The sequence below is a fragment of the Compostimonas suwonensis genome, assembly GCF_002797855.1.
In the GTDB taxonomy this organism is placed as follows: Bacteria; Actinomycetota; Actinomycetes; order Actinomycetales; family Microbacteriaceae; genus Compostimonas; species Compostimonas suwonensis.
On sequence record NZ_PGFB01000004.1, the window covers coordinates 88,779 to 111,846 of the forward strand.

Genomic DNA, 23,068 nt, shown 5'->3' on the forward strand with positions numbered 1-23,068 from the left:
GCCGGCTGTACGGGCCGCGCGCCGATGCGCGCGAGCGCGGGTCTGCTCGCGAGCGCTGCCCGTCGACGGTCGTCGCTCGCGAACAGAGCCGCGCCCGGCAGATCGGATCTGTCGGGCGCGGCGGGTGGAACGAGGGGCGGCGGCGCTCAGCTCACGCCGAGGAGGTCGATGACGAAGACGAGGGTCTGGCCCGAGAGACGGTGGCCGGCGCCGGCGGGCCCGTAGGCGAGCTGCGGCGGCACGGTGAGCTTGCGGCGTCCGCCGACCTTCATGCCGGGGATGCCCTCCTGCCACCCCCGGATGAGGTTGCCGAGCGGGAAGTTGATGGACTGGTTGCGGCTCCAGGACGAGTCGAACTCCTCGCCCGTCTCGTACTCGACGCCGAGGTAGTGCACCTGCACGGTCGAGGTGGCGGACGCCTCGTCGCCGTCGCCGACGGTGATGTCTTCGATGACGAGGAGCTCCGGGGCGGGGCCCTCGGGGAAGTCGATCTCTGGCTTGGTGTTGGGGTCGTGTGTCATCCCACCATCCAAGCCGCCCGCGGCCCGAACGTCAAAGCCCGCGTCGGGGCGGGATACCGGGGGCGGGATACGAGGTGAGATGCCGGGGCGAGGTCACGGGAACCCACGGAGAGCCTGGGAGAGCGCCGCCAGTCCGGAAAAACATAGCCGGACTCTGTAAGGTGGCATATAGCACACCGCTCGTCCACACGCATGGCGTATGTTGTCGAGAGAACTTGCCAGCGCGAGCACAGGCTGAGCGCAGGTGCGTGCAGCAGACTACCGATCTCCCTCCCTCCGACGAAAGATTCTTGAGCGTGCGAAAACTTCCCCTCCTGACAGTGGCTGCCGTGGCCTCCTTGGCCGTTCTCGGCCTGGCCGGTTGCAGCGCCAGCAGCTCCGATCCGTCCGCCTCACCGTCGGCGAGCAGCGCCGCGGCCGCCGACTGCACCGACTCCGGTTCGATCTCCGACGGCGTGAAGGTCTCAGAAGACACCACGACCAAGCCCACGATCACGATCGACGGACCGCTCAAGGCCGACGCCACCGAGCGCACGGTCGTCGTGAAGGGTGACGGCGACGCCGTCGAGGCCGGTCAGCAGCTCGAGGTCGCCATCGCCGCCTTCAACGGAACGACCGGCGCCGAGATCACCGCCAACGGCTACGACGACGCCGCCATCCCGATCACGGTCGGCGACGCCAACTTCCTCCCCGGCATCGTCAAGGCCGTCAACTGCTCGAACGTCGGCGACCGAGTCGTCGCCGTCGTGCCCCCCGCAGACGCCTTCCAGGATCAGGGCTCGCCCGACCTCGGTGTGGGCGCCGACGACAACATCGTCTTCGTCGTCGACGTGCGCTCGGTGCTCCCCTCGAAGGCCTGGGGCGAAGACCAGCCGCCCGTCGACGGCATGCCGACGGTCGAGCTCGCGGATGACGGAACCCCGACCGTGACGATCCCCGACGCCCCGGCGCCGACCGACCTCAAGATCGCCGTGCTCAAGAAGGGCGACGGAGACACCGTCGCCGACGGCGCGACCGTGACCGTGCAGTACCAGGGCCTGCTCTGGGATTCGGGAACGATCTTCGACCAGAGCTGGGGCAAGAGCGGCCCCGTGCAGTTCCAGACCTCCGGTGTGGTGCAGGGCTTCGGCCAGGCGCTCGTCGGGCAGACGGTCGGATCGCAGATCCTCGTCTCCATCCCCCCGGCGCTCGGCTACGGCGACGCCGGCCAGCCCGACGCCGGCATCAGCGGCACGGACACCCTCGTCTTCGTGATCGACATCCTCGCGACCGCGTAGGCGCCGCACTCTCGACGAGACACGCCGCCCCGCACACCGTCACGGTGTGCGGGGCGGCGTCGTTCTCGGCGCTGTCGTTCTCAGCGCTGTCAGGCCTTACCAGCTGGTCGTCGCGCCCGGCCCCGGCACGATGTCGACCTCGTCGAGTCCGAGCCGGGCGCCCTCCGGGTCGACGAGAGCGAGCGTGACCGGGGTGTCGGTTCCCGCCTTGCGGGTGAGCGAGGCCGGTCCGGCCGCACCCTGCCGGTTCGCGTCTCCCCAGGTCTGCAGCGCGACGAGCACGAGTTTGAGCTCGCGCCCCGACTCGGTCAGGTGGTAGCTGAACCGCTCGCGCGAGCCCTCGTCGCGGTAGGCGCGACGTTCGAGCACCCCCGCCTCGGTGAGGGTCGCGAGCCGTGCGCTCAGGATGTCGGAGGGCACGCCGAGCGCGTCGCGGAACTCGGAGAAGCGGGTCTGGCCGCGGAAGGCGTTGCGCACGATGAGCAGCGTCCAGCGCTCGCCCAGCAGATCGATGCTGCGGTGGATCGAACACCGTGGTTCCGGTCTCGGTTTCCGTGTGGCCATACCCACAGGATAGACATCCCGAGTCTCAATTGGAAATTCCAACTCAGAATGCTAGCGTTGCGGCATGACACCAGCACCCGGCACGACGGCACCCGGCACGACATCCGCGCGGCGCCTCGGGCGGCGCGGGAGCTTCTGGACCGCGGCGGCCGTCCTGGCCCTCTGCCTGTGGGCGAGCGCAGCCCCCTCGGTGCTCTACCCCGACTACTCGGCGGCCTGGGGGCTGAGCCCCGTCGTCATCACCACGATCTTCGGCACCTACCCGGTCGCCCTCCTGCTCGTGCTGCTCTTCTTCGGCGGCGTCTCCGACACGATCGGCCGGCGGCGCGCCATGCTCCTGGGCGTCGCGCTCATCGTCGCGAGCGCGATCGTCTTCGCCCTCGCCCCCGGCGTCGTCTGGCTCTACCTCGGCCGCATCCTGCAGGGAGCGGGAGTCGGATTCGCGCTCGGCGCGGGCAGCGCGGCCCTCGTCGAGAACAACACGAGCTCCAATCCGCGCATCGCGAGCTCGTTCACCACGGCGTCGACGGCGGCGGGCCTCACGCTGGCCCTGCTCGTCACGGGAGCGCTCGCCCAGCACGCTCCGCTGCCGCTGAGCCTCAGCTACGTCGTGCTGCTCGGCCTGAGCGTCGTCGTCGCCGTCTCGCTGTTCCTGATGCCGAACGACGCCCCGGGCGCGGGGAGCGACGGCGCGGGCGCGGCAGGCGGCGCGCGGCCCCGGTGGAGACCGCAGGCGATCCGGGTGCCCCGCGGCATCCGCCGGTCCTTCGTCGCCGCGACCCTCTCGGTGTCGGCGGCCTACGCGGTCGGCGCGATCGTGCTCTCGCTCGGCGCCCAGATGGCCCGGGAGTTCACGGGCACGACCGATCTGCTGCTCGTCGGCATCCTGCTCGCGGTGTCGTCGTTCATGATCGGCGTCACGGCGCTCCTCTTCCAACGTATGCACGCGCACGTGGCGGTCATCTCGGGGGCGGTGGTCGGCATCCTCGGGCTCGTGGTCATGGAGGCCAGCGCCGCCTTCGGCCTGCTCTGGCTGTATCTGCTGTGGTGCGTCGTCGGAGGCGTCGGCTACTCGCTGTCGTTCATGGGCGGCGTCGGGCTCATCAACCGCGCCGCGCCCGCGGAGCACCGCGGCGCCATCCTCTCGGCGCTCTACCTCTTCTCGTACCTCGTGCAGGCGATCGCGGCCATCGCGGCCGGGGCCTTCGCGACGGCCCTCGGGCTCCAGGCCTCCATCGACATCGTCGCCCCCGCGCTGGCCGTGCTGTGCCTCGGCGCCGGGGCCGTCGCGGCGATCGACCTCGTCTCGAGCCGTCGCGCAGAGCTCGCGCGGGTGGCCCTCGGCGTGGGCAGCTCCTAGCGTCGTCCCTTGCGCCTCGGCCCCGAACGGGGCACTCTGTAAGCAGAGCTCATCGCCCAGGCGAGTCGCCGGCACTGCCGCGCCACTGGGCGATGAGCCACATCGTCTCAGCGGAAGACCGCTCCGGGGTTCATGATTCCGAGCGGATCGAACACGGCTTTGAGGCGACGCTGCAGCTCGAGGCTCGTCGTGCCGAGCTCCTCGCCGAGCCAGCGGTTCTTGAGCACGCCGACGCCGTGCTCCCCGGTGAGGGTGCCGCCGAGGGCGAGCGCCGCGTGGAAGAGCTCGTCGGCCGCGGACCAGATGGCATCGGGCACGGCGAAACCCGGCTCGAGCGCGGCGCCCACGGGCACGCCCGGGATGACGAAGTTGGGATGCAGGTTGCCGTCGCCCGCGTGGGCGACGGTCGGGATCTCGACGCCGTAGCGGCGCGCGATGCCGTCGATCGCCTCGAACATCTCGCGCATCCGCGAACGCGGCACGCACACGTCCTCGATGAGCACCTCGCCGCGTGCCGCGAGGGCGGCGTGGAAGGCCCGGCGCACGGCGAGCAGCCGCTCCCCCGTGCGCTCGTCGAGCGAGATCTGGGGCTCGACCCCCTCGGCGCGCACGACCTCCGCGATCGCCTCGGCGGCGAGCCGGGCATCCCGTCCGTCGCTCTGCACGAGCAGGAAGGCCTGGCCGGGCGACGGCAGGGGAAGGCCCTCGAAGGCCGCGGGGCCCAGGTAGGCGCGGATGGCGGCGAGCGCCGAGGCGTCGATGATCTCCATGACGGCGGGCCGCAGCCGTGACGCGGTGATCGCGGCGGCGGCGCGGGCGGCGGCCGCGACATCCTCGAAGAAGGCGGCGACGGTCGCCGTGCCGCCGGGGGCGATCGGCAGAAGCCGCACGGTCGCCTCGACGACCACGCCGAGGGTGCCCTCCGAGCCCACGAGCAGGGCGGTGAGGTCGTACCCCGTGACACCCTTGACCGTGCGGTGACCCGTGCGCAGCAGCTCGCCGTCGGGCAGCACGACCGTGAGCCCGAGAACGGCCTCGCGGGTGACGCCGTACTTGGCGCACAGCAGACCGCCGGCGTTCGTGGCGATGTTGCCGCCGATCGACGAGATCGCCTTGCTCGCCGGGTCCGGGGCGAAGAAGAGGCCGTGCTCGCGCGCCGCCGTCGAGAGCTCGTCGTTGAGCACGCCCGGTTCGACGACCGCGAGCTCGTCGTCGGGCGAGAGCTCGAGGATGCGGTTCATGGATGCGACGCTCAGCACGATCGCGCCGTCCCGCCCCGCGGCGCCCCCGGCGAGTCCCGTTCCCGCGCCGCGCGGGATCACGCCCACCCGATGACGCGTGGCGATGCGCATAACGGCCTGCACCTCGGCGACGCCGCGCGCCTCCACGAGCACGAGCGGCGCGGACGACGACCACCAGCCCGAGCGATCGGTGCGAATCGCCTGCAGGCGGGCAGGGTCGACGATGACGGCGTCGCCGAGCGCAGCGCGCAGCTCGGCCACGATGTTCGGATCCATGCCCCCATGCTAGGCGGGCGTGCCTGCCGGCGGGCGTGCATTCCCGGCGCACCGGGAACCCGGCGCCTCGTGTCCGATTTCCGCTAGAAATTGTCAGGGGCTCGTGACAGGCTCGGTGACATGGCCTCCGCTGTCACCATCCTCCCGACCGACTCCGACCCCGTGTTCGCCGAGCGCTACCGCGCCATGTCGTCGCGAGACGCACGTTTCGACGGGCAGTTCATCACGGGCGTGCACTCGACGGGCATCTACTGCCGGCCCAGCTGCCCGGCGACGACCCCGAAGCCGCAGAACGTCACCTTCTACCTCACGGCCGCAGCCGCCCACGAGGCCGGGCTGCGCGCCTGCAAGCGCTGCCTGCCCGACGCGGTGCCCGGCTCCCCCGAGTGGAACGTGCGCGACGACCTCGCCGCCCGCGCCATGCGGCTCATCACCGACGGCGTCGTCGAGCGCGAGGGCGTCCCGGGACTCGCAGGCCGGCTCGGCTACACACCCCGGCACCTCGGCCGCATCCTCGTCTCCGAGCTCGGCGCCGGGCCCCTCGCCCTCTCGCGGGCCCACCGCGCGCAGACCGCGCGCATCCTGCTCACGGCCACCGACCTGCCCGTCGCCGACGTCGCCTTCGCCGCCGGTTTCGCGAGCGTGCGCCAGTTCAACGACACGATCCGCGAGGTCTACGAGCGCACCCCCACCGCTCTGCGGGCGACGGCGAAGACCCCGGGCTCGAGCGCGGAGGAGCACGGCGACGGAACCGTCGCACTCAGCCTGCGCCTGCCCGCCCGCGCCCCCTTCGACGGGGCCGGGCTGTTCCGCTTCTTCGCCGCCCGGGCCGTCGACGGCACCGAGCGCATCGGTGGCACCGAGCGTATCGACGGCACCGAGCGCATCGGGGAAAACGGCTACTCGCGGATCGTGAGGCTGCCCGGTGGTCCGGCGGTCATCTCCCTGAGCCTCGGCGGCACCTCATCCGCGCCTCTCGTGCTGTGCGACGCCACACTCGGCAGCATCGCGGATGTCGCGCCCTTCGTCGCGCGCGTGCGCCGCCTGCTCGACCTCGACGCCGACGCCGTCGCGATCGACGGGGTGCTCGCCCGCGACGAGGCGCTCGCTGCGAGCGTCGCGGCGGTGCCCGGCATCCGCGTGCCCGGAAGCCTCGACCCCCACGAGACGCTGTTCCGCGCCCTCATCGGCCAGCAGGTCTCGGTCGCGTCGGCCCGTACAGCCCTCACCCGGCTCACGCTCGCGCTCGGCGATGTCGTCGAGCGCGGAGGCAGCACCTGGCGGCTCTTCCCCACCCCGGCGCAGATCGCCGAGGGCGGCACGGAGGTGCTGCGCGGCCCCGCGCGACGCACGCAGACGATCGTCGCCGTCGCCGCCGCGCTCGCGAACGGCGAGCTGGAGGTCGGCGTGGGCGACTCGCGCGAGCACCTCACCGAGCGCCTGCTCGCCGTGCCCGGCATCGGCCCGTGGACCGCCGGCTACATAGCCCTGCGGGTGCTCGGCGCGCCCGACATCCTGCTCACGAGCGATCTGGCCCTGCGCCAGGGCGCGGAGAGGCTCGGTCTTCCGTCGGCACCGCGGGAGCTCGAGGGCCGCGGGCTCGACTGGGCACCCTGGCGCAGCTACGCCGGCATGCACCTGTGGCGCGCTGCGGCACCCTCAGCGCCCTCAGCCCAGTAGCGGGGCGACCTCGGCCAGCCGGGGCATCGACGAGGTCGCACCCTCGCGCGTGACCGTGACGGATGCCGCGGCGGTGCCCCAGCGCACGGCCTCGACCACGTCGTCGCCGGCCCCGAGCCGGGCGATGAGGCCGCCGACGAAGGTGTCCCCCGCCGCCGTCGTGTCGACGGCGCGAACCGGCCGCGCGGGCGCGTGACCGAGCACCTCGCCACGATGCGCGATGATCGACCCCTCGGCTCCCAGGGTCACGATGGCCCACTCCGCGAGGCCGCTCAGCAGCTCCGCCGCCCGTTCGGGCCCGGAGGCCCCCGTGAGCGCCATGGCCTCGATCTCGTTGGGCACGACGATGCCCACCCGTTCGAGCAGCCCCTGCGGCGGGGCGAGCACGGGTGCGGGCGTGAGAACCGTGAGCACACCGGCATCCTGCGCGATCCGCGCGGCCTCGTCGACGAGCCCGAGGGGCAGCTCGAACTGCATCACGAGCACCGTCGCGGAACGGATAGCCGCCTCCTGCGCCGCGTCGAGCGTCGTGATCGTCGCATTGGCGCCCCGCACGACGACGATCGAGTTCTCGCCCGACGCGGTCACCTGCACGTGCGCGGTTCCGGTCGGCGCCTGCGCCGTCGCGAGCCCCGCGGTGTCGATGCCCTCCGCCTCGAGCAGCGAGCGGATGCGCCGGCCGTAGTCGTCGTCGCCGACCGCGCCGAGGAACACCACCTCGGCCCCCAGCCGAGCCGCGGCCACCGCCTGGTTGAGCCCCTTGCCGCCGGGAACGGTCGTGAAGGCGTCGCCGAAGATGGTCTCCCCCGGGCGCGGAAGCCTCTGCTGCCGCACGACGAGATCCATGTTGGCGCTGCCCAGAACCGCGATTGTCGTCATGCCGCCAGTCTCGCACGCGCGATCGGCCCCATTCGCCCCGCGGCGCGCCCGGGAAACCCCGTCGAAAGCGTAGGATCGCGGTGAGGGAGCTATGACGACGATTTCGGTGGTCATTCCCGCGTACAACGACGCGGAAATGCTGAGACGGTGCCTTCGCGCCTTGAGCGAGCAGATCCGTGAGGCCGATGAGGTCATCGTCGTCGACAACGCCAGCACGGATGACACGGCTGCGGTCGCGCGCGCAGCCGGCGCCACCCTGCTGAGCGAGCCCGTCCAGGGCATCTGGCCGGCGGCATCCCGCGGTTACGACGCGGCGCGCGGCGACATCATCGCGCGACTCGACGCCGACTCCATCCCCCCGGCCGATTGGACGATGCATCTGGAGGCCGAGTTTACCGCCGATCCCGGCACCGCGGTCATCACGGGCCCCGGCGACTTCTACGACGGCAGCGCGATCGCGGTGTTCCTCGGCAAGTACCTCTACATCGGCGGCTACTTCTGGTCGATGAGCATCTGGCTCGACCACAGCCCCATCTTCGGCTCCAACTTCGCCATGCGCCGCGAGGTCTGGGAGCAGGCGCGGGGCACGGTGCACCGCGACATGCGCGCCGTGCACGACGACCTCGACCTGAGCTTCGCTCTGCAGCCCGGCGACGTCGTGCTCTACGACCCGACCCTGCGGGTGGGCATCTCGGGCCGGCCCTTCAGCTCGTGGCGCGGCTTCGGCCGGCGCCTGCACTGGGCCTACCTGACCCTGCGCATGCACTGGCCCCAGGATTCGCCGTGGCGCCGACGTCAGGCGCGCAAGGCGCTCGTCGAGAACGGCGACGACGCGACGGCCTGGTCGTGACCTCTCAGGCCTCGGGCTCGCCCGCGCTCGCCTCGGCTCGCCGGTAGAGGGCGAGCAGGTCGCGCGCGAGCTGGTGCGGGGTCGTCTCGCAGGGGCTGTGCCCCGTGCGGTAGACGGCGAGCTCCGCACCGATGTCGCGGGCGAAGCGCGAGTGCAGGGTGACCGGCCACAGGTCGTGATCGCCCGTCGCGACGAGCTTGGGGATCTCGACGGCGGCGACGGCCGCGCGCAGCTCGGGCGCGTTGTTCATCATGCCGATGATGTCGTCGACGCTCGTGCGGCGGGTGAATCCGAAGCGCATCCGCACGAAGTCGAGACGGCGCTGCGACACCCTGTTCTTGTTGGTCACGACCCCCCAGATCATGAGGCCGGCCCCGGTGCGCCCGTCGACGACGTAGGCGAGGGAGCCGATCGTGCGCACGCCGCGGAAGGCCTTGCCCGAGAGCGGCGGGGTGCCGAGCAGGGCGAGCGACGCGAACAGCTCCGGCCTGCGCAGCATGGCGAGCTGCGCGACCGTTCCCGCGAAGGAGTAGCCGAGCACGTGCGCGGGCGTCGAACCCGACTCGAGGAAGGCCAGGAGGTCGTCGACGAAGAGCTCGTAGTCGTAGTGGCGACCGGAGCGCGGCGCCGGGCCGGCATCCGCCGACTCGTACTGGCCGGCCATGTCGAAGGACTGCACGTAGTAGCCGGCCTCCACGAGCAGAGGCGACAGCAGGCTGAAGTCCTCCTTCGAGCCGGTCACCCCGGGCGCGAGCACCACCCGGGGCGCGTTCGGATCGCCGAGCGAGACGACGGCGAGCGAGCCGCTCGGCGCCTCGAACCGGGAGCTGAGGGAGCCTTCGGGAAGCACCGTCCAGTCGATGTCGGGGATCGCGCGATCGCGCAGCACGGCCTCATCGACCTCGTCGACCCCCACGGGCCGTTTCTCGCGCATGGACACGCCTCCCAATGTATAACGACCTCCGCCACTAGACTTCCTGAATGGCCGTCACAGACGAGGCGATCGTCAAGATCAAGGGGATGATCCTCTCCGGGGAGCTCAAGCCGGGAGACCGTCTGCCGCCCGAGAAAGAGCTGAGCGAGTATCTCGGCCTCTCCCGCAGCTCGATGCGCGAGGCCGTCAAGGCGCTCGAGGTCATCCGCGTGCTCGACGTGCGCCGCGGCGACGGCACCTACGTCACGAGCCTCGAGCCGCAGCTGCTGCTCGAGGCCATGTCGTTCGTCGTCGATCTGCACGACGACGACTCCGTGCTCGAGATCCTCGCGGTCCGGCGCATCCTCGAGCCCACCGCCGTCGGCATCGCCGCCGGCCGCTCCACCCCCGAGCACATCGCCCGCCTGCGGGAGATGATGCTCACGGTCGACGAGTCGAGCACGGTCGAGGGCCTCGTCGAGCACGACCTCGAGTTCCACCGCGCGATGGTGGATGCCGCGGGCAACTCGTATCTCACGAGCCTCATCGACAGCCTCTCGAGCCACACCGTGCGTGCGCGGATCTGGCGCGGGCTCACCGAGGAGAACTCGGTGGCGCGCACCCTCTCGGAGCATCACGCGATCGTCGACGCCCTCGAGCGCGGTGATGCCACGCTCGCCGAGGCGCTCACGACCGTGCACATCAGCGGCGTCGAGCAGTGGCTGCGCGCCGCACTTTAACCCACTTGCGCCTTAGCTTCCGGACGCGGGCCCTACCGCATGCGGTGGGGCCGTTGTCCGGAAGCTAAGGCGCAAGGTGAGAAGAGACTACTCGTAGATGACGGCCTGGATCTCGTCGGAGTCGATGTTCGACTTGTCGTACCAGAAGAAGCCCGTGTCGATGACCTTCGGCAGCTTCTCGCCGTTGATCGCGGCGACGGCGGCCTTGACCGTCTCGTAGCCGATGCCGACCGGGTTCTGGGTGATGGCGCCGGCCATCACGCCGTTCGTGATCGCGTCGATCTGCGCCTGGCCGGAGTCGAAGCCGACGACCGTGAGCTTGCCCTCGAGGCCGAGCTCCTGCACCGCGTTGACGACACCGATCGCCGATCCCTCGTTCGAGCCGTAGATGCCCTTGAGGTCGGGGTTGGCGGCGATGATCGCCTTCGCGAGGTCGGTCGACTCGAGCTGGTCGCCGCCACCGTACTGGATGTCGACGATCTCGATGTTCGGCGCGTTCTCGTCCATCCAGTCGACGAAGCCGTCACGACGCTCGATGCCCGTGATGCTCGTCTGGTCGTGGACGACCATCGCGATCTTGCCCTCGTTGCCGATGAGCTCGGCCATCTGCTTGGCCGCTTCGCCCGCGGCTGCGAGGTTGTCGGTCGTCGCGGTGGTCACGGGGATGTCGCTGTCGACACCGGAGTCGAAGGCGATGACGGGGATGCCGGCATCCTGCGCCTGCTGCAGCAGCGGGTCGACGGCCTGGCTGTCGAGGGCCGCGAGGCCGATCGCGTCGGGCTCCTTGTCGAGGGCCGTCTGCAGCTGCTGGATCTGCTGGTCGACGTCGGCCTCGGTGTCGGGGCCTTCGAAGGTGATGTCGACGTCGAACTCTTCGGCGGCCTGCTCGGCGCCGGCCTTGACGGCCTGCCAGAACTGGTGCTGGAAGCCTTTGGACACGAGGGCGATGTACGGCTTGTCGCCGCTCGCCGCGTCGTCGCTGCCGCCGTCGGTCGAGCCGCTGCTCGAACATCCGGTGAGGGCCGCCGCGAGGACGGTGATGCCGACTGCGGCACCGATGAGACTCTTGCGCATTGTTCAAACTCCTTCGTTTGCTGGATCTGTCTGGTGTTCGGGGTGCTGTGGTGCGAGTGGAGAGCTCTTAGTGGGCGGCCGTCGTCAGGACTCCCTTCGACGGAGGATGTCGAGGTAGACCGCGAGAAGGATGACGCAGCCGACGGCCACGCTCTGCCACTCCTGCGGAATGGACATGATGCGCAGCCCGTTCGTGAGCACGGCCATGATGAGCGCGCCGATCACGGTGCCGATGATGGAGCCCTTGCCGCCCTGCAGCGAGGTTCCACCGATGACCACCGCGGCGATCGCCTCGAGCTCGTAGCCCATGCCGAGCGCCGGCTGGGCCGAGCTCAGGCGCGAGGCGAGCACGACGCCCGCGAGGCCCGTGAAGACCCCCGCGACCGTGTAGATGATGATCTTCCACTTCTTGACGTTGACGCCCGAGAGCGCCGTCGCCTCCTCGTTGCTGCCGATCGAGAAGGTGTAGCGGCCGAGGATGGTCTTGCCGAGTAGCACGGCCGCGACGATGGCCATGACGATGAGTATCAGCACGCCGTTGGGGAACCGTATGCCCGGGATGATCGAGCCCGTCGCGATCTCGCCGAACCCCGGAGTGCCCTTGAAGTAGATGGGCGCGGTGCCCGAGATCACGAGCGAGAGCCCGGCGGCGACGAGCATCATGGCGAGTGTCGCGATGAACGGCGGGATGCCGAGTATCGCCACGTTGAAGCCGTTGATCGCCCCGATGAGCGCGCCGACGAGGATGCCGCCGATCACGCCGACCCAGAGCGGCAGCCCCCAGTAGGTGAGGAACACGCCCGTCATCACGGCCGACAGGGTCATGCCCGTGCCGATCGAGAGGTCGATGCCTCCCGTGATGATGACGAAGGTCGTGCCCAGGGCGAGCAGTCCCGTCACGGTCGCCGCCAGCAGGATGCCGGTGAAGTTCGACCAGGTCAGGAACCGGTCGTTCGCGAAGCAGAAGAACAGGAAGATGATGATGAGGCTCGCGAAGGCGAGGAACTGCTGCAGTCGCCCGCGCATCCGCCCCGCTATCGAGGGCTTCTCCGGAGCCGCCGTCGGCCTGGTCTGGGTGGTGGTCATTGGGCTACCGTTCCTTCCGCACTGAACTGTGTGGCGAATTCCATGATGTTTTCCTGCGTCGCCTCCTCGTTGGAGAGGATCGCGGTGAGCCGCCCTTCGCACATGACGGCGATGCGATGCGACATCCGCAGCACTTCGGGAAGCTCTGAGGAGATCATGATGATCGCCTTCCCCTGTGCCGCGAGTGCGTTGAGCAGCGCGTAGATCTCGTCTTTCGCCCCGACGTCGATGCCGCGGGTCGGCTCGTCGAAGATGAGCACCTCGCAGTCTTTCGCGAGCCACTTGGCGATGACGACCTTCTGCTGGTTGCCGCCCGAGAGGTTGCGCACGAGCTGCCGCACAGAGGGGGTCTTGATCGACAGCCGCGACACGTAGTCCTTCGCTGTGGCCTCGATCGCCTTCGACTTGACGAAGCCGCCGGTCACGTAGTCGGCGAGCGAGCTCAGCACGACGTTCTCCTGCACATCGCGCTCGAGCAGCACGCCGAGCTTCTTGCGGTCTTCGGAGAGGTAGCCGATGCGGTGCTTGGCGGCGTCGGCGGGGTTGCCGATCGACACCTCGCGGCCGTGCAGCGTGATGGTGCCGGCATCCTTGGGGTCTGCGCCCACGATCGCCCGGGCGACCTCGGTGCGCCCCGCTCCCATGAGCCCGGCGAAGCCGAGGATCTCGCCCTTGTGCACCTCGAAGCTCACGTCTTTCAGCAGCCGCTTGGTGCTGAGGCCCGACACTCCCAGCACGACCTCGGGGGCCGTCTCGACGGGCGCCGGGCGGGTCTCGCCGACGATCTCGCGCCCCACCATGAGGGCGATGACCTCGGAGACGGGCGTCGGGGCGGTCTCGACGGTGTCGATGTAGCGCCCGTCGCGCAGCACCGTGATGCGGTCGGAGATCTGCTTGAGCTCGTCCATGCGGTGCGAGATGTAGATGACGCCCGTCTCCGGCGTCGTGAAGCGCCGGATGAGGTCGAAGAGGGTCGCGACCTCGGCGTCGTTGAGGGCCGCCGTCGGCTCGTCCATGATGAGCACTTTGGCGTTGTAGGAGAGGGCCTTGGCGATCTCGACCATCTGCTGGCGGGCCACGGTGAGCTCGGCGACGGGCTCGCGCGGGTCGAGGGCGAGCCCCAGCCGATCGAAGAGCGCCGCGGTGCGCCGGTTCAGCTCGCGCTCGCTCAGGAAGAAGCCTCCGGTGCGCGGTTCGCGCCCGATGTAGATGTTCTGCGCGACCGTGAGGTCGGACATGAGGTTGAACTCCTGGTGGATGATGCTGATCCCGAGCTCCTGGGCGTGCTTGGGGCCCTGGATGTCGAGCTTCTGCCCGTTGACGAAGAACTCCCCCGCGTCGGGCGTGTAGATGCCCGAGAGGAGCTTCATGAGCGTCGACTTGCCCGCGCCGTTCTCGCCGACGAGGGCGAGCACCTCGCCGTGCCGCAGCTCGAGGTGCACCTCGGAGAGCGCCTTGACGCCCGGGAAGCTCTTGCTCGCGCCGTCGACCAGGAGGAGGGGCGGCCGACCGGCATCCCCCCTCAGGGCGTTCGCCGCGTTCGCGGCGTTCGTCGCAGTGTCGGTCACAGTGCCACACTCCTTCGCTCCTGGGCCGAGTAGGTGAACTCCGCGATCGACTCGTCGAGCATCTGGGTGCTCGCGCCCGGGGTGAGCGGCGGCCAGTAGCGTCCCGAGTGCACGTCGACCGGATCGACGAAGTGCTCGTGCAGGTGGTCGACGTACTCGATCATGCGTCCGTCCATCGTGCCCGAGACCGCCACGAAATCGAACATCGACAGGTGCTGCACGGCCTCGCACAGGCCCACGCCGCCCGCGTGCGGGCACACGGGAACGCCGAACTTGGCGGCGAGCAGCAGGATGGCGACGTTCTCGTTGACCCCGGCGACACGCGTCGCGTCGATCTGCAGGATGCTGAGCCCCCGCGCCTGCAGGAACTGCTTGAAGACCACGCGGTTGGCCACGTGCTCGCCGGTCGCGACGGGGATGGGCGCGATCCCGCGGGCGATCGCGGCGTGGGCGAGGATGTCGTCGGGGCTCGTGGGCTCCTCGATCCAGGCGACGTCGTAGGGGGCGAGCGCCGACATCCACTCGATCGCCACGTCGACGTCCCAGCGCTGGTTGGCGTCGACGGCGATGCGGAAGCCGGGGCCGCAGACCTCGCGGGCGATGCGCATCCGTCGGATGTCGTCGTCGAGGTCGGCGCCGACCTTGAGCTTGATCTGGTCGAAGCCGTCGGCGATGGCCTCCCGGCACAGTCGCGCGAGCTTCTCGTCGTCGTAGCCGAGCCAGCCGGGGCTCGTCGTGTAGCCGGGGTAGCCGACGGCGAGCAGCTCCTGCTCGCGCTCGGCACGGCCCCGCGCCGCGCGCTCGAGGATCTCGAGCGCCTCGGCCGGCGTCATGGCGTCGCTGAGGTAGCGGAAGTCGACGAGGTCGACGATCTGCTGCGGGCTCAGGCGGGCGAGCAGCTGCCAGAGCGGCAGGCCGGCGCGCTTGGCCTTGAGATCCCAGAGCGCGTTGACGGCCGCGCCGATGGCCATGTGCATAACGCCCTTCTCGGGGCCGAGCCAACGCAGCTGGGAGTCGTAGACGAGATCGCGCCAGGTCGCGCCCATGTCGGCGAGGGTCTCTTCGACGTCGCGGCCGACGAGGTGATCGGAGAGCGCTTCGATGGCCCCGACCTCGACGTCGTTGCCCCGGCCGATCGTGAACACGAAGCCGTGCCCTTCGAGGCCGTCGTCGCTGTCGGTGAGGATGCGCAGGTACGCGGCGGAATAGTCGGGGTCGGGGTTCATCGCGTCGGAGCCGTCGAGTTCGAGCGACGTGGGGAAGCGGACGTCGCTCGTTGCCAGGGCGATGATTCTGCTCACGGATGATCCTCCATTGGATTGCTGTTGACGAGCATAAACATCCGACGTATCGCCTGTCAATATGTCGAGGTCAACGACAATTGGATTTTCTCCCGGGGCGCTCGCGGACGTGTCGCGCAGCCTTGTCCCGCCTCCGTCGTTCCACGGGGCGGGACGCCGCATGGCGGGCGCTCGCGCTGCCTGTAGCCTGAGTAGGTGAGATTCGCGCATCTGCGGCTGCCCGGGCAGTCCACCGCCCGCCTCGCCGTGGTCGAGGGCGACGGCGCCCTCTTCGTCGACGAGATCATGGATGACGCTCCCAGGGACCTCCAAGACCTGCTGGAGCGCGACGACAGCGAAGCCGCACGGCTCAGAGGGCTCGTCGCCCAGGCTCTCAGCCACGGCGTGTCGATGACGCCCGTCGACGAGCTGCGCCACGCCTCGGCCGTGCTCCGGCCGCCGCAGATCATCGCGATCGGGGCCAACTACGCGGCGCACGCCTCCGAGTTGAAGCTGCGATCCGAGTCGGCCGCGACCGTTTTCTCGCTCTGGACGAGCTCGCTCAGCTCTCACGACGCGACCACGACGTGGACGAACGAGATCTCGACCCAGGTCGACTACGAGGCCGAGCTCGGCGTAATCATCGGACGTCCGGCGAGGGATGTCTCCGAGAGCGACGCCCTCGACTACGTGTTCGGCTACACCGTCGTCAACGACATCACGGCGCGCGATCTGCAGTTCTCCGAGGCCCAGTGGTCGAGGTGCAAGTCGTTCGACGGCTTCACCCCCACCGGCCCCGTCGTCGTGACCGCCGACGAGGTCGTCGACCCGCAGGATCTCTGGCTCACGACCAACCTCGACGGCCAGATCCTGCAGGACGCGAGCACGGGAGACATGGTGCGCTCGGTCGCCGAGCTCATCTCCTACCTCTCCCGGGGCGCGACCCTGCTGCCGGGAACGCTCATCTCGACGGGCAGCCCGGGCGGCGCCGGCTATTCGCGCAAACCGCCGATCTTCCTGCGCGACGGCTCGACGGTGACCGTCTCGATCGGCGGCATCGGGCACCTCACGACCCACTGCCGGGTGCTGTGACACGACCCGGTCCGGCGGTCTGGGGCTACGTCGTCCGACGTTCGTGGCACGGTTTCCTGCGGCACCGGGGCTTCGACGCGGCCGCCGCGCTCTCCTTCTTCGCGGCCCTCACGATCTTCCCCGTCGCGCTCGCCGTCGTCTCCGCCGTGGCGCTCACCGACGACCGCACCCGCACCGTCGACGACATCTTGAGCGTCCTCGGCTCGGTCGTGCAGGAGTCGACGGTCGACGCCCTGCGCGAGCCCCTGCGCGAGCTGCTGACGATCGGCAACCCCGGCTGGGCGCTGACCCTCGGGATCCTGCTGGCGCTCTGGTCGGTCTCCGGCTACGCCACGGCGTTCGGCCGCGCTATGAACGCCGTCTACGAGGTGCAGGAGGGGCGGCGGATCTGGAAGTTCCGCGGTCTGATGCTGATCGTCGCCGTCGTCGTGCTCGTGGCCTTCAGCGCCATGGCGATCATCGTGTTCGTCACCCCCGCCCTCGCGCAGGCCCTCGCCGAGCAGTGGGGTGCGGGAGGCCCGGGCTGGGTGACCGTCTGGGACATCGGCAAGTGGCCGCTGCTGCTGGTGCTCGCCGTGCTGCTCGTGACGATCCTGTACTGGGCGACGCCCAACGTCCGCCTGCCCCGCAAGCGCTGGGCCTCGTACGGGGCGTTCATCGCCATCGGCGTCTGGGCCGTCGCGACCACGGGCTTCGCGCTCTACGTGGTCACCGTGAGCGGCTACGAGCGGGTCTACGGCTGGCTGGGCGGCGGCATCGTGCTGCTGGTCTGGCTCTTCATCACCAATCTCGCCCTCGTGGCCGGGGCCGAGGTCGACGCCGAGACGGTGCGCGTGCTCCAGCTCGTGGGCGGTGCGGAGTCCGAGACCCGGGTGCAGATCGAGCTGCGCGACACGACGCGCAACCTCTGGCTCGCCCGGCAGCGTTCCGACGACGAGGCGGAGGGCAGGCGCATCCGCCTCGAGGCCGAGGCCCGGCGGCACGAGCGCGCCAAGCATCTCGACGAGCGCGGCTGAGCCGACGCGCGACGCGTCAGCGCGAGGTCGCGAACACCTGGATGGCGTCGAGCCGGCCGAGCGGCGCGCTCGGGTCCGCCGTGAGGCGGCGCAGGGCCTCCCGCTCCTCGGGTGTCGCGAGCCGCGTCTCCGACTCCGCCGTGGAGCGACGCGACCACCCGCGCGACAGCGCGTCGCCGCTCGCCGACTGCTCTGCATTCATCCCGAACATGCCTCTCCCAACCCCGTGACCGATGACTTCACTTGAAGAGACGGGGTTCGGCACCGGCTATGACGCGTGTTACCGGATCGTGACCTTCACCGCAGGCTCTCGTCGTCGATGACCGGGATCGCCATCGTGATCGTCTCGAGCCCCGAGAGCCGCGCGGGTGAGAGCTGCTTCGTGACCTCCTCGCGCGTCATGAGCTTCGCCTCGACGACGAGGTCGGCGACGTTCGCGCCCGTGAGGAGCGCCGTCTTGGCGAGCGCGGCGGCCGCCGAATAGCCGATGAACGGCGTGAGGGCGGTGATGACGCCGACCGACGAGCCGACCATCGTGTCGAGACGATCTTCGTTCGCCGTGATGCCGTCGATGCAGTTCACCCGCAGCGTCCAGCAGGCCTGCGTCATCCAGGAGATGCTCTGCAGGAGCGAGTGGGCGATGACCGGCTCGAAGGCGTTGAGCTGCAGCTGCCCGCCCTCCGCCGCCATCGTGACCGTGATGTCGGCGCCGGCGACCGCGAAGGCCACCTGGTTGACGACCTCGGGGATCACGGGATTGACCTTGCCCGGCATGATGCTCGAGCCGGCCTGGCGCGGCGGCAGGTTGATCTCGCCGAAGCCTGCCTGCGGGCCCGAGGAGAGCAGGCGCAGGTCGTTGCAGATCTTGGAGAGCTTGATGGCGCTGCGCTTGAGCGCGCCGCTGAACGACATGAACGCACCCGCGTCGCTCGTCGACTCGACGAGGTCGGGCGCCGTCTCGAGGGTGAGGCCGGTGAGCTCGCTCAGATGGCGGCAGACCGCCTCGGCGTAGCGCGGGTCGGCCGTGATTCCCGTTCCGATCGCCGTCGCCCCGAGGTTGATCTCGGAGAGCAGCCAGACCGTCTCCGAGAGGCGTGCGTGGTCTTCGCCGAGGGTGGTGGCGAAACCGTGGAACTCCTGGCCCAGGGTCATCGGCACGGCGTCCTGCAGCTGGGTGCGGCCCACCTTGAGAACCGCGCGGAACTCCTCGGCCTTCGCGGCGAAGGAGAGCCTCAGCAGGTCGAGCTCGGAGAGCAGGTGCTTGAGCGAGTACGCGAGCGCGATCTTGATCGAGGTCGGGTAGGTGTCGTTGGTGCTCTGCGAGCGGTTGACATCGTCGATGGGGCTCATGAAGGCGTAGTCGCCCTTGGCGTGCCCGGCCAGCTCGAGGGCGCGGTTCGCGATGATCTCGTTGGCGTTCATGTTGGTCGAGGTGCCCGCGCCTCCCTGGATGACGCCCACGCAGAACTGCTCGTGCAGCGCCCCGTCGACGATCTCCTGGCAGGCCCGGTCGATGAGCTGTGCTTTGGCCGTGCTGAGCACGCCGATCTCGGCGTTCGCCCGGGCGGCCGCCTGCTTGACGCGGGCGAGACCCGTGATGAGGTCAGGGTAGACCGAGATGGGCCTCTTCGAGATCGGGAAGTTCTCGAGGGCCCGCGCGGTATGGATGCCCCAATAGGCGTCTGCGGGGATCTCGAGGCTCCCGAGGGAGTCCGTCTCGGTGCGGGTCGCCGTCGTCTCATCCGAGACTCCCTGTCGGAGCATCTCTCCCCGGTCGTCCTCTCCTCGTATGGTGTTCCCTCTGGTGGTCTTCGCCGTTGTGACGGGCGCGGTCGTTGTGACGGGCGCGGTCATGGGTGTGCTCACGTATGGCTCCGTTGCCTCGAGCTTCTGGACAGCACCGTGCTCGTGGCGAACGGGCTGTCGCCCGGGCTTATGGCCCGGGCGACTTCGATTTTACTCCCGCCGTCTCCGAGAAGAGGCTGCCGCGTCTCAGAAGAGGAAGGCGAAGGGCAACAGCGCCACGCCGATCACGAGGGCGACGAGTCCGAAGACCAGGAAGCCCGCGAGCATCACGGCGTTGAGCACGATGCCCCAGGTCGCGAAGGTGCGCCCGCCCGGCTCGCGCTTGAGGGCGAGGATGCCGACCACGAGGCCCGCGATCGGCGCGATGAAGGTCCACCCCATGACGATCGAGACGAGGCCGAGCACGAAGCTCGAGACGCTCAGCGTCTTGTCGTCGGCCGAGCGGGCGCCGTAGGGGCTCGCGGGCTGCTGGGCCTGTCCCGGAGTCGGAGTGGTGTTCGCGGTGTCGGTCACTGTCGTCATGGCCGGGTCTCCCTAGAGGTGATCGTCGATTGTGTGCCTCCAGTCAAGCGAACGACGGACGCCGCGGCCATCGGGTTATCCCCCGGATCCGTGCGGGTGCTCCCCGACTGCTCAGATGTGCGGCACGAAGGCGTTCCACGCCCGGCGGCGGTTGCCGCGAGGATCGGACTCCACGCGGTCGGTCTTCGCGATGATGAGGGTGTCGCGCCGGGTCTCCTCGTAGGGCGCCCAGGCCGCCGCGCCGTCGCCCGCGCTCGGCTCCTCGCCCCAGGCGAAGGCGAGCCAGCGGGCGCGCATCCGCTTGCCGGCCTCGAGGAAGGCGCTGCGCCCGCCGAGCAGGCTGAGCGCACGGCCGAACCAGCCGTTCATCCGGTCGAAGAGGGCGAAGAGCTCGATGCCGTGGGTCGCGTCGTAGCCGAGGAACCGCAGCAGCCGCGGGGCCGAGTCGAAGCGGTAGAAGTACACGGGCGCGAAGCGCGAGTGCCGCTCCGCGACCTTGACGGTGGGGTACCAGAACGCGTAGTCGCCGCCGAAGTCGGCCGCCGGGCGGCGCTCGGGCAGCCCCGGGTACTCGGCCTTGATGGCCTTGCGCGCCTTCTTCTTGGTCTTCGCGAAGATCGCTCGGATGCGCGGAGGGGTCGTCGCGAGGATGTCGAGCCTGCCCGTGAAGAGCGAGCCCTCGCGGTCGTTGGTTCCGATGATGAGCGGGATCCGGTGGGCCTCGCCGCTCTTGAAGGCGTCGAGGGGCCGCTGCGGCAGGAAGTCGCCGTCGATCACGGGGCTCAGCGAGACGGTTCCGGGCTGCTCGTCGGGCGTGCGCACCTGCAGCACGGTGGTGGCGGCGACGAGCGCCGGAACGGAGGCCTCGGCGAGCAGTGCCCCCGCGGCATCCGTCGTCGTGTTCTCGACGCTGTGGGCGTCGACGTCGGCCGTGAGGATCTCGACGAAGTCGGCGGCCCACCGCGCGGTGAGGCTCGTGGGATAGATGGCGTTGGGCGGCGGCGACTGCGCGATGGCTCGGGAGAAGAGCCCCGCGGCGCTCGGCACCGTCATGAGCGTCGTCACGGCGTTGCCGCCGGCCGACTCGCCGAAGATCGTGACGCGCTCCGGGTCGCCGCCGAAGGCCGCGATGTTGTCGCGCACCCACTCGAGCGCCGCGACCTGGTCGCGCAGCCCCAGGTTGCTCTCGATGGGGCGCTCGGGGGTGGAGTAGCGGCTGAAGTCGAGGTAGCCGAGGGCGCCCAGGCGGTAGTTGAAGCTCACGTAGACGATGCCGCCGTCGCGCACGAACTCCTTGCCCTGCTCAGGGAACTCGCGCGACGAGCCCACGCTGTACGCTCCGCCGTGGATGAAGACCATGACGGGCACGGCCGTGGCGCTGCGGCCGGGCAGTGGGGCCAGCACGTTGAGGTTGAGGCAGTCCTCGCCGGTCGGTATGCGCGGGTGCGCGCCGATGAACTGGCCGCGGTGCGCCTGCGGTGCGACGGGCCCGAACCGGGAGCCGTCGCGCACGCCCTCCCAGGGCTCGACCGGCTGCGGCGCCCGGAACCGGGCCGCACCCGAGGTCGGGCCGCCGTACGGGATCCCCCGCCAGACCGCCACGTCGTCTTCGACGACGCCGCGGACCGCACCCCCGGTGACGTCGACCGTGAGGGAGGCGAGCGAGGTGATCACGCTACGATGCTACGGCCCCGAGGGTGAACTGAGCCTGAACGTCGCCTCGACGGTGTGCGGGGCGGGGCGGATCGGGAATGGAAGCCGTTCCCCTGCTCTTTACTTAGTCAGGCTATACACAGCACCGAGACTGTTCAGTCCAGAAGAAAGGCGCTCTGCTCCCCATATGCCACGACTCACCGGCCCTCAGGATGGATCCCTCAACGACCGCGAACGCCGCCGGCTCACCCGGATCCCCAGCGACAGGGCCATCATCGCGACCCTCGCCCTCACGGGCCTCATCGCCGCGTTTATGCAGACCCTCGTCACCCCCATCCTCCCCGAGCTCCCGCAGCTGCTCGACACGACCGTCGGCGACGCGTCGTGGATCCTGACCTCGACGCTCCTCGCCGCAGCGATCACGACCCCGATCTCCGGACGCCTCGGCGACATGTTCGGCAAGCGGCTCATCGTGCTCGTGCTCCTCGGCTGCCTGCTCGCCGGCTCGGTCGTCGCCGCGCTCTCGACCTCGCTCATCCCGCTCATCGCCGGCCGCGCCCTGCAGGGCGTCGGGCTCGGCGTGATCGCCCTCGGCGTCAGCATCCTGCGCGACGTGCTGCACCCGAAGAACCTCGGCGGCGCCGTCGCCCTCGTGAGCGCGACGCTCGGCGTCGGCGGCGCGATCGGCCTGCCCATCTCGGCGATCATCGCTGAGAACCTCGACTGGCACGTGCTGTTCTGGCTCGCGGCCCTGCTCGCGGTCGTGGCCTTCGTGCTCGTGCTCGCGATCGTGCCCGAGAGCACGCTCAAGACGGCCGGGCGCTTCGACTTCGGCGGCGCCGTGCTCTTCGCGATCGGCCTCACGGCGATCCTGCTCGGAATCTCGAAGGGCGAGCTGTGGGGCTGGACGAGCCTCGCGACCCTCGGCCTCCTCATCGGCGGAACCGTCGTGCTGCTCGGCTGGGGCTTCTACGAGCTGCGGGTGCACAGCCCGCTCATCGATCTGCGGATCGCCGCCCGCCGGCCCGTGCTGCTGACCAACCTCACCTCCATCTCCGTCGGCTTCGGCTTCTTCATCAGCAGCGCGGCGCTGCCCCAGCTGCTCGAGCTGCCCTCGACGACGGGGGTCGGGCTCGGGCAGTCCCTGCTCATCGCGAGCCTCTGCCTCACGCCGAGCGGCCTCGTGATGTTCTTTATGTCGCCCGTGGCCGCACGGCTCTCGGCCGCTCGGGGGCCCCGCACGAGCCTCATCCTCGGCGGCGCCATCATCACCGTGGGCTACGCGATCGCCGTCGGCCTGATGACCGAGGTGTGGCACGCCGTCTTCATCGCGACCGCCGTGGGCTTCGGCGTCGGCTTCGCCTACGCGGCCATGCCGACGCTCATCATGCACGCGGTGCCTGCGACCGAGACGGCCGCCGCGAACGGCCTGAACTCGGTCATGCGCACGCTCGGCTCGACCGTCGCCGCGACGGTGGTGGGAGTCATCCTCTCGTCGAGCGTCGTCGTGTCGCAGGGCGTCGCGATCCCGACGGCGGGCGCGTTCCGCACGGTCTTCATCGTGGGCGCGGGCGTGGCGCTGATGGGCGTCGTCATCGCCTTCTTCATCCCCCGCCACGAGCCGAAGTACGAGACCGCGAGCATCCCGATCGTCGGCAGCGAGGCCTGAG

Annotated in this window: 21 protein-coding genes; 8 read left to right on the plus strand and 13 right to left on the minus strand. The window is 70.1% G+C overall.

The window, feature by feature from the left end; all coding sequences use genetic code 11:
* Positions 1–146: 146 nt before the first annotated feature.
* Positions 147–521 carry an FKBP-type peptidyl-prolyl cis-trans isomerase gene (locus CLV54_RS11550; RefSeq protein ID WP_100345152.1) on the minus strand — a complete coding sequence of 125 codons (375 nt, stop codon included), beginning with the start codon at positions 519–521 and terminating at the stop codon, positions 147–149.
* A 329-nt stretch (positions 522–850) separates the two neighbouring features.
* Here CLV54_RS11550 and CLV54_RS11555 point away from each other — a divergent pair, with 329 nt between their 5' ends.
* On the plus strand, positions 851–1,798 hold the full coding sequence (locus CLV54_RS11555; RefSeq protein WP_245861652.1) for an FKBP-type peptidyl-prolyl cis-trans isomerase: 948 nt from the start codon (positions 851–853) through the stop codon (positions 1,796–1,798).
* A 96-nt stretch (positions 1,799–1,894) separates the two neighbouring features.
* Here the strand turns inward: CLV54_RS11555 and CLV54_RS11560 are convergent, their stop codons facing one another.
* The gene (locus tag CLV54_RS11560; RefSeq protein ID WP_100345153.1) at positions 1,895–2,362 is read right to left on the minus strand and encodes a winged helix-turn-helix transcriptional regulator; all 468 of its coding nucleotides are present in this window, start codon (positions 2,360–2,362) and stop codon (positions 1,895–1,897) included.
* Positions 2,363–2,426: 64 nt separating this feature from the next.
* On the opposite strand from CLV54_RS11560, the gene CLV54_RS11565 reads away from it, so the two are divergent.
* Positions 2,427–3,722, plus strand: coding sequence for an MFS transporter (locus CLV54_RS11565; protein ID WP_100345154.1), 1,296 nt, complete (start codon positions 2,427–2,429; stop codon positions 3,720–3,722).
* Positions 3,723–3,829: 107 nt separating this feature from the next.
* On the opposite strand, the gene CLV54_RS11570 is transcribed toward CLV54_RS11565, so the two are convergent.
* Positions 3,830–5,239: an FAD-binding oxidoreductase gene (locus tag CLV54_RS11570; RefSeq protein ID WP_100345155.1), complete on the minus strand. Its 1,410-nt coding sequence runs from the start codon at positions 5,237–5,239 to the stop codon at positions 3,830–3,832.
* A 120-nt stretch (positions 5,240–5,359) separates the two neighbouring features.
* On the opposite strand from CLV54_RS11570, the gene CLV54_RS11575 reads away from it, so the two are divergent.
* On the plus strand, positions 5,360–6,919 hold the full coding sequence (locus tag CLV54_RS11575; RefSeq protein WP_100345156.1) for an Ada metal-binding domain-containing protein: 1,560 nt from the start codon (positions 5,360–5,362) through the stop codon (positions 6,917–6,919).
* Here CLV54_RS11575 and CLV54_RS11580 read toward each other — a convergent pair.
* Complete coding sequence (locus tag CLV54_RS11580; protein WP_100345157.1) at positions 6,908–7,798, minus strand: ribokinase; 891 nt, start codon at positions 7,796–7,798, stop codon at positions 6,908–6,910. The two genes, CLV54_RS11575 and CLV54_RS11580, sit on opposite strands and share 12 nt — an antisense overlap.
* A gap of 91 nt (positions 7,799–7,889) precedes the next feature.
* On the opposite strand from CLV54_RS11580, the gene CLV54_RS11585 reads away from it, so the two are divergent.
* Positions 7,890–8,648 (plus strand): glycosyltransferase family A protein, encoded by a 759-nt coding sequence (locus CLV54_RS11585; RefSeq protein ID WP_100345158.1) that lies wholly within the window; start codon positions 7,890–7,892, stop codon positions 8,646–8,648.
* A 4-nt stretch (positions 8,649–8,652) separates the two neighbouring features.
* Here the strand turns inward: CLV54_RS11585 and CLV54_RS11590 are convergent, their stop codons facing one another.
* A complete protein-coding gene (locus CLV54_RS11590) occupies positions 8,653–9,582 on the minus strand; it encodes an alpha/beta fold hydrolase (RefSeq protein WP_100345159.1) in 930 nt (309 codons plus the stop codon).
* A gap of 47 nt (positions 9,583–9,629) precedes the next feature.
* Here CLV54_RS11590 and CLV54_RS11595 point away from each other — a divergent pair, with 47 nt between their 5' ends.
* On the plus strand, positions 9,630–10,301 hold the full coding sequence (locus CLV54_RS11595) for a FadR/GntR family transcriptional regulator (RefSeq protein WP_100345160.1): 672 nt from the start codon (positions 9,630–9,632) through the stop codon (positions 10,299–10,301).
* An 87-nt stretch (positions 10,302–10,388) separates the two neighbouring features.
* Here the strand turns inward: CLV54_RS11595 and CLV54_RS11600 are convergent, their stop codons facing one another.
* The 4 genes from CLV54_RS11600 to CLV54_RS11615 all read right to left on the minus strand — a co-directional run bounded on the left by CLV54_RS11600 (position 10,389) and on the right by CLV54_RS11615 (position 15,330).
* The gene (locus tag CLV54_RS11600; protein ID WP_100345161.1) at positions 10,389–11,375 is read right to left on the minus strand and encodes an ABC transporter substrate-binding protein; all 987 of its coding nucleotides are present in this window, start codon (positions 11,373–11,375) and stop codon (positions 10,389–10,391) included.
* An 84-nt stretch (positions 11,376–11,459) separates the two neighbouring features.
* A complete protein-coding gene (locus tag CLV54_RS11605; RefSeq protein WP_100345162.1) occupies positions 11,460–12,461 on the minus strand; it encodes an ABC transporter permease in 1,002 nt (333 codons plus the stop codon).
* Positions 12,458–14,029, minus strand: coding sequence for a sugar ABC transporter ATP-binding protein (locus tag CLV54_RS11610; RefSeq protein WP_245861654.1), 1,572 nt, complete (start codon positions 14,027–14,029; stop codon positions 12,458–12,460). Before CLV54_RS11610 ends, CLV54_RS11605 begins: the two co-directional genes overlap by 4 nt.
* A complete protein-coding gene (locus CLV54_RS11615; protein WP_100345163.1) occupies positions 14,026–15,330 on the minus strand; it encodes an enolase C-terminal domain-like protein in 1,305 nt (434 codons plus the stop codon). The genes CLV54_RS11610 and CLV54_RS11615 overlap by 4 nt, the downstream gene beginning before the upstream one ends.
* A gap of 195 nt (positions 15,331–15,525) precedes the next feature.
* On the opposite strand from CLV54_RS11615, the gene CLV54_RS11620 reads away from it, so the two are divergent.
* Both CLV54_RS11620 and CLV54_RS11625 read left to right on the plus strand, forming a co-directional pair.
* Complete coding sequence (locus CLV54_RS11620; RefSeq protein WP_245861656.1) at positions 15,526–16,401, plus strand: fumarylacetoacetate hydrolase family protein; 876 nt, start codon at positions 15,526–15,528, stop codon at positions 16,399–16,401.
* Positions 16,398–17,417, plus strand: a complete 1,020-nt coding sequence (locus tag CLV54_RS11625) for a YihY/virulence factor BrkB family protein (protein ID WP_211294529.1) — start codon at positions 16,398–16,400, stop codon at positions 17,415–17,417. Before CLV54_RS11620 ends, CLV54_RS11625 begins: the two co-directional genes overlap by 4 nt.
* A gap of 16 nt (positions 17,418–17,433) precedes the next feature.
* Here CLV54_RS11625 and CLV54_RS11630 read toward each other — a convergent pair whose 3' ends face one another.
* The 4 genes from CLV54_RS11630 to CLV54_RS11645 all read right to left on the minus strand — a co-directional run bounded on the left by CLV54_RS11630 (position 17,434) and on the right by CLV54_RS11645 (position 21,419).
* The gene (locus tag CLV54_RS11630; RefSeq protein ID WP_170061988.1) at positions 17,434–17,619 is read right to left on the minus strand and encodes a hypothetical protein; all 186 of its coding nucleotides are present in this window, start codon (positions 17,617–17,619) and stop codon (positions 17,434–17,436) included.
* Between the two features lie 95 nt (positions 17,620–17,714).
* Entirely contained in the window at positions 17,715–19,181 is a 1,467-nt protein-coding gene (locus CLV54_RS11635; protein ID WP_100345165.1) for an aspartate ammonia-lyase, read from the minus strand.
* 228 nt (positions 19,182–19,409) lie between these two features.
* On the minus strand, positions 19,410–19,745 hold the full coding sequence (locus CLV54_RS11640) for a DUF4190 domain-containing protein (protein ID WP_245861657.1): 336 nt from the start codon (positions 19,743–19,745) through the stop codon (positions 19,410–19,412).
* Between the two features lie 111 nt (positions 19,746–19,856).
* Positions 19,857–21,419, minus strand: a complete 1,563-nt coding sequence (locus CLV54_RS11645; protein WP_100345166.1) for a carboxylesterase/lipase family protein — start codon at positions 21,417–21,419, stop codon at positions 19,857–19,859.
* 166 nt (positions 21,420–21,585) lie between these two features.
* On the opposite strand from CLV54_RS11645, the gene CLV54_RS11650 reads away from it, so the two are divergent.
* Positions 21,586–23,067, plus strand: a complete 1,482-nt coding sequence (locus CLV54_RS11650) for an MFS transporter (protein WP_100345167.1) — start codon at positions 21,586–21,588, stop codon at positions 23,065–23,067.
* The last annotated feature ends 1 nt before the right edge of the window (position 23,068 follow it).

What these genes read in the sequence shown, in the direction of transcription:
- CLV54_RS11560 (WP_100345153.1), bottom strand. Translation starts at nt 2,362, where the DNA reads ATGGCCACACGGAAACCGAGACCGGAACCACGGTGTTCGATCCACCGC.
- CLV54_RS11635 (WP_100345165.1), bottom strand. Translation starts at nt 19,181, where the DNA reads ATGCTCCGACAGGGAGTCTCGGATGAGACGACGGCGACCCGCACCGAG.
- CLV54_RS11600 (WP_100345161.1), bottom strand. Translation starts at nt 11,375, where the DNA reads ATGCGCAAGAGTCTCATCGGTGCCGCAGTCGGCATCACCGTCCTCGCG.
- CLV54_RS11630 (WP_170061988.1), bottom strand. Translation starts at nt 17,619, where the DNA reads ATGAATGCAGAGCAGTCGGCGAGCGGCGACGCGCTGTCGCGCGGGTGG.
- CLV54_RS11570 (WP_100345155.1), bottom strand. Translation starts at nt 5,239, where the DNA reads ATGGATCCGAACATCGTGGCCGAGCTGCGCGCTGCGCTCGGCGACGCC.
- CLV54_RS11585 (WP_100345158.1), top strand. Translation starts at nt 7,890, where the DNA reads ATGACGACGATTTCGGTGGTCATTCCCGCGTACAACGACGCGGAAATG.
- CLV54_RS11550 (WP_100345152.1), bottom strand. Translation starts at nt 521, where the DNA reads ATGACACACGACCCCAACACCAAGCCAGAGATCGACTTCCCCGAGGGC.
- CLV54_RS11590 (WP_100345159.1), bottom strand. Translation starts at nt 9,582, where the DNA reads ATGCGCGAGAAACGGCCCGTGGGGGTCGACGAGGTCGATGAGGCCGTG.
- CLV54_RS11575 (WP_100345156.1), top strand. Translation starts at nt 5,360, where the DNA reads ATGGCCTCCGCTGTCACCATCCTCCCGACCGACTCCGACCCCGTGTTC.
- CLV54_RS11595 (WP_100345160.1), top strand. Translation starts at nt 9,630, where the DNA reads ATGGCCGTCACAGACGAGGCGATCGTCAAGATCAAGGGGATGATCCTC.
- CLV54_RS11640 (WP_245861657.1), bottom strand. Translation starts at nt 19,745, where the DNA reads ATGACGACAGTGACCGACACCGCGAACACCACTCCGACTCCGGGACAG.
- CLV54_RS11650 (WP_100345167.1), top strand. Translation starts at nt 21,586, where the DNA reads ATGCCACGACTCACCGGCCCTCAGGATGGATCCCTCAACGACCGCGAA.
- CLV54_RS11605 (WP_100345162.1), bottom strand. Translation starts at nt 12,461, where the DNA reads ATGACCACCACCCAGACCAGGCCGACGGCGGCTCCGGAGAAGCCCTCG.
- CLV54_RS11580 (WP_100345157.1), bottom strand. Translation starts at nt 7,798, where the DNA reads ATGACGACAATCGCGGTTCTGGGCAGCGCCAACATGGATCTCGTCGTG.
- CLV54_RS11565 (WP_100345154.1), top strand. Translation starts at nt 2,427, where the DNA reads ATGACACCAGCACCCGGCACGACGGCACCCGGCACGACATCCGCGCGG.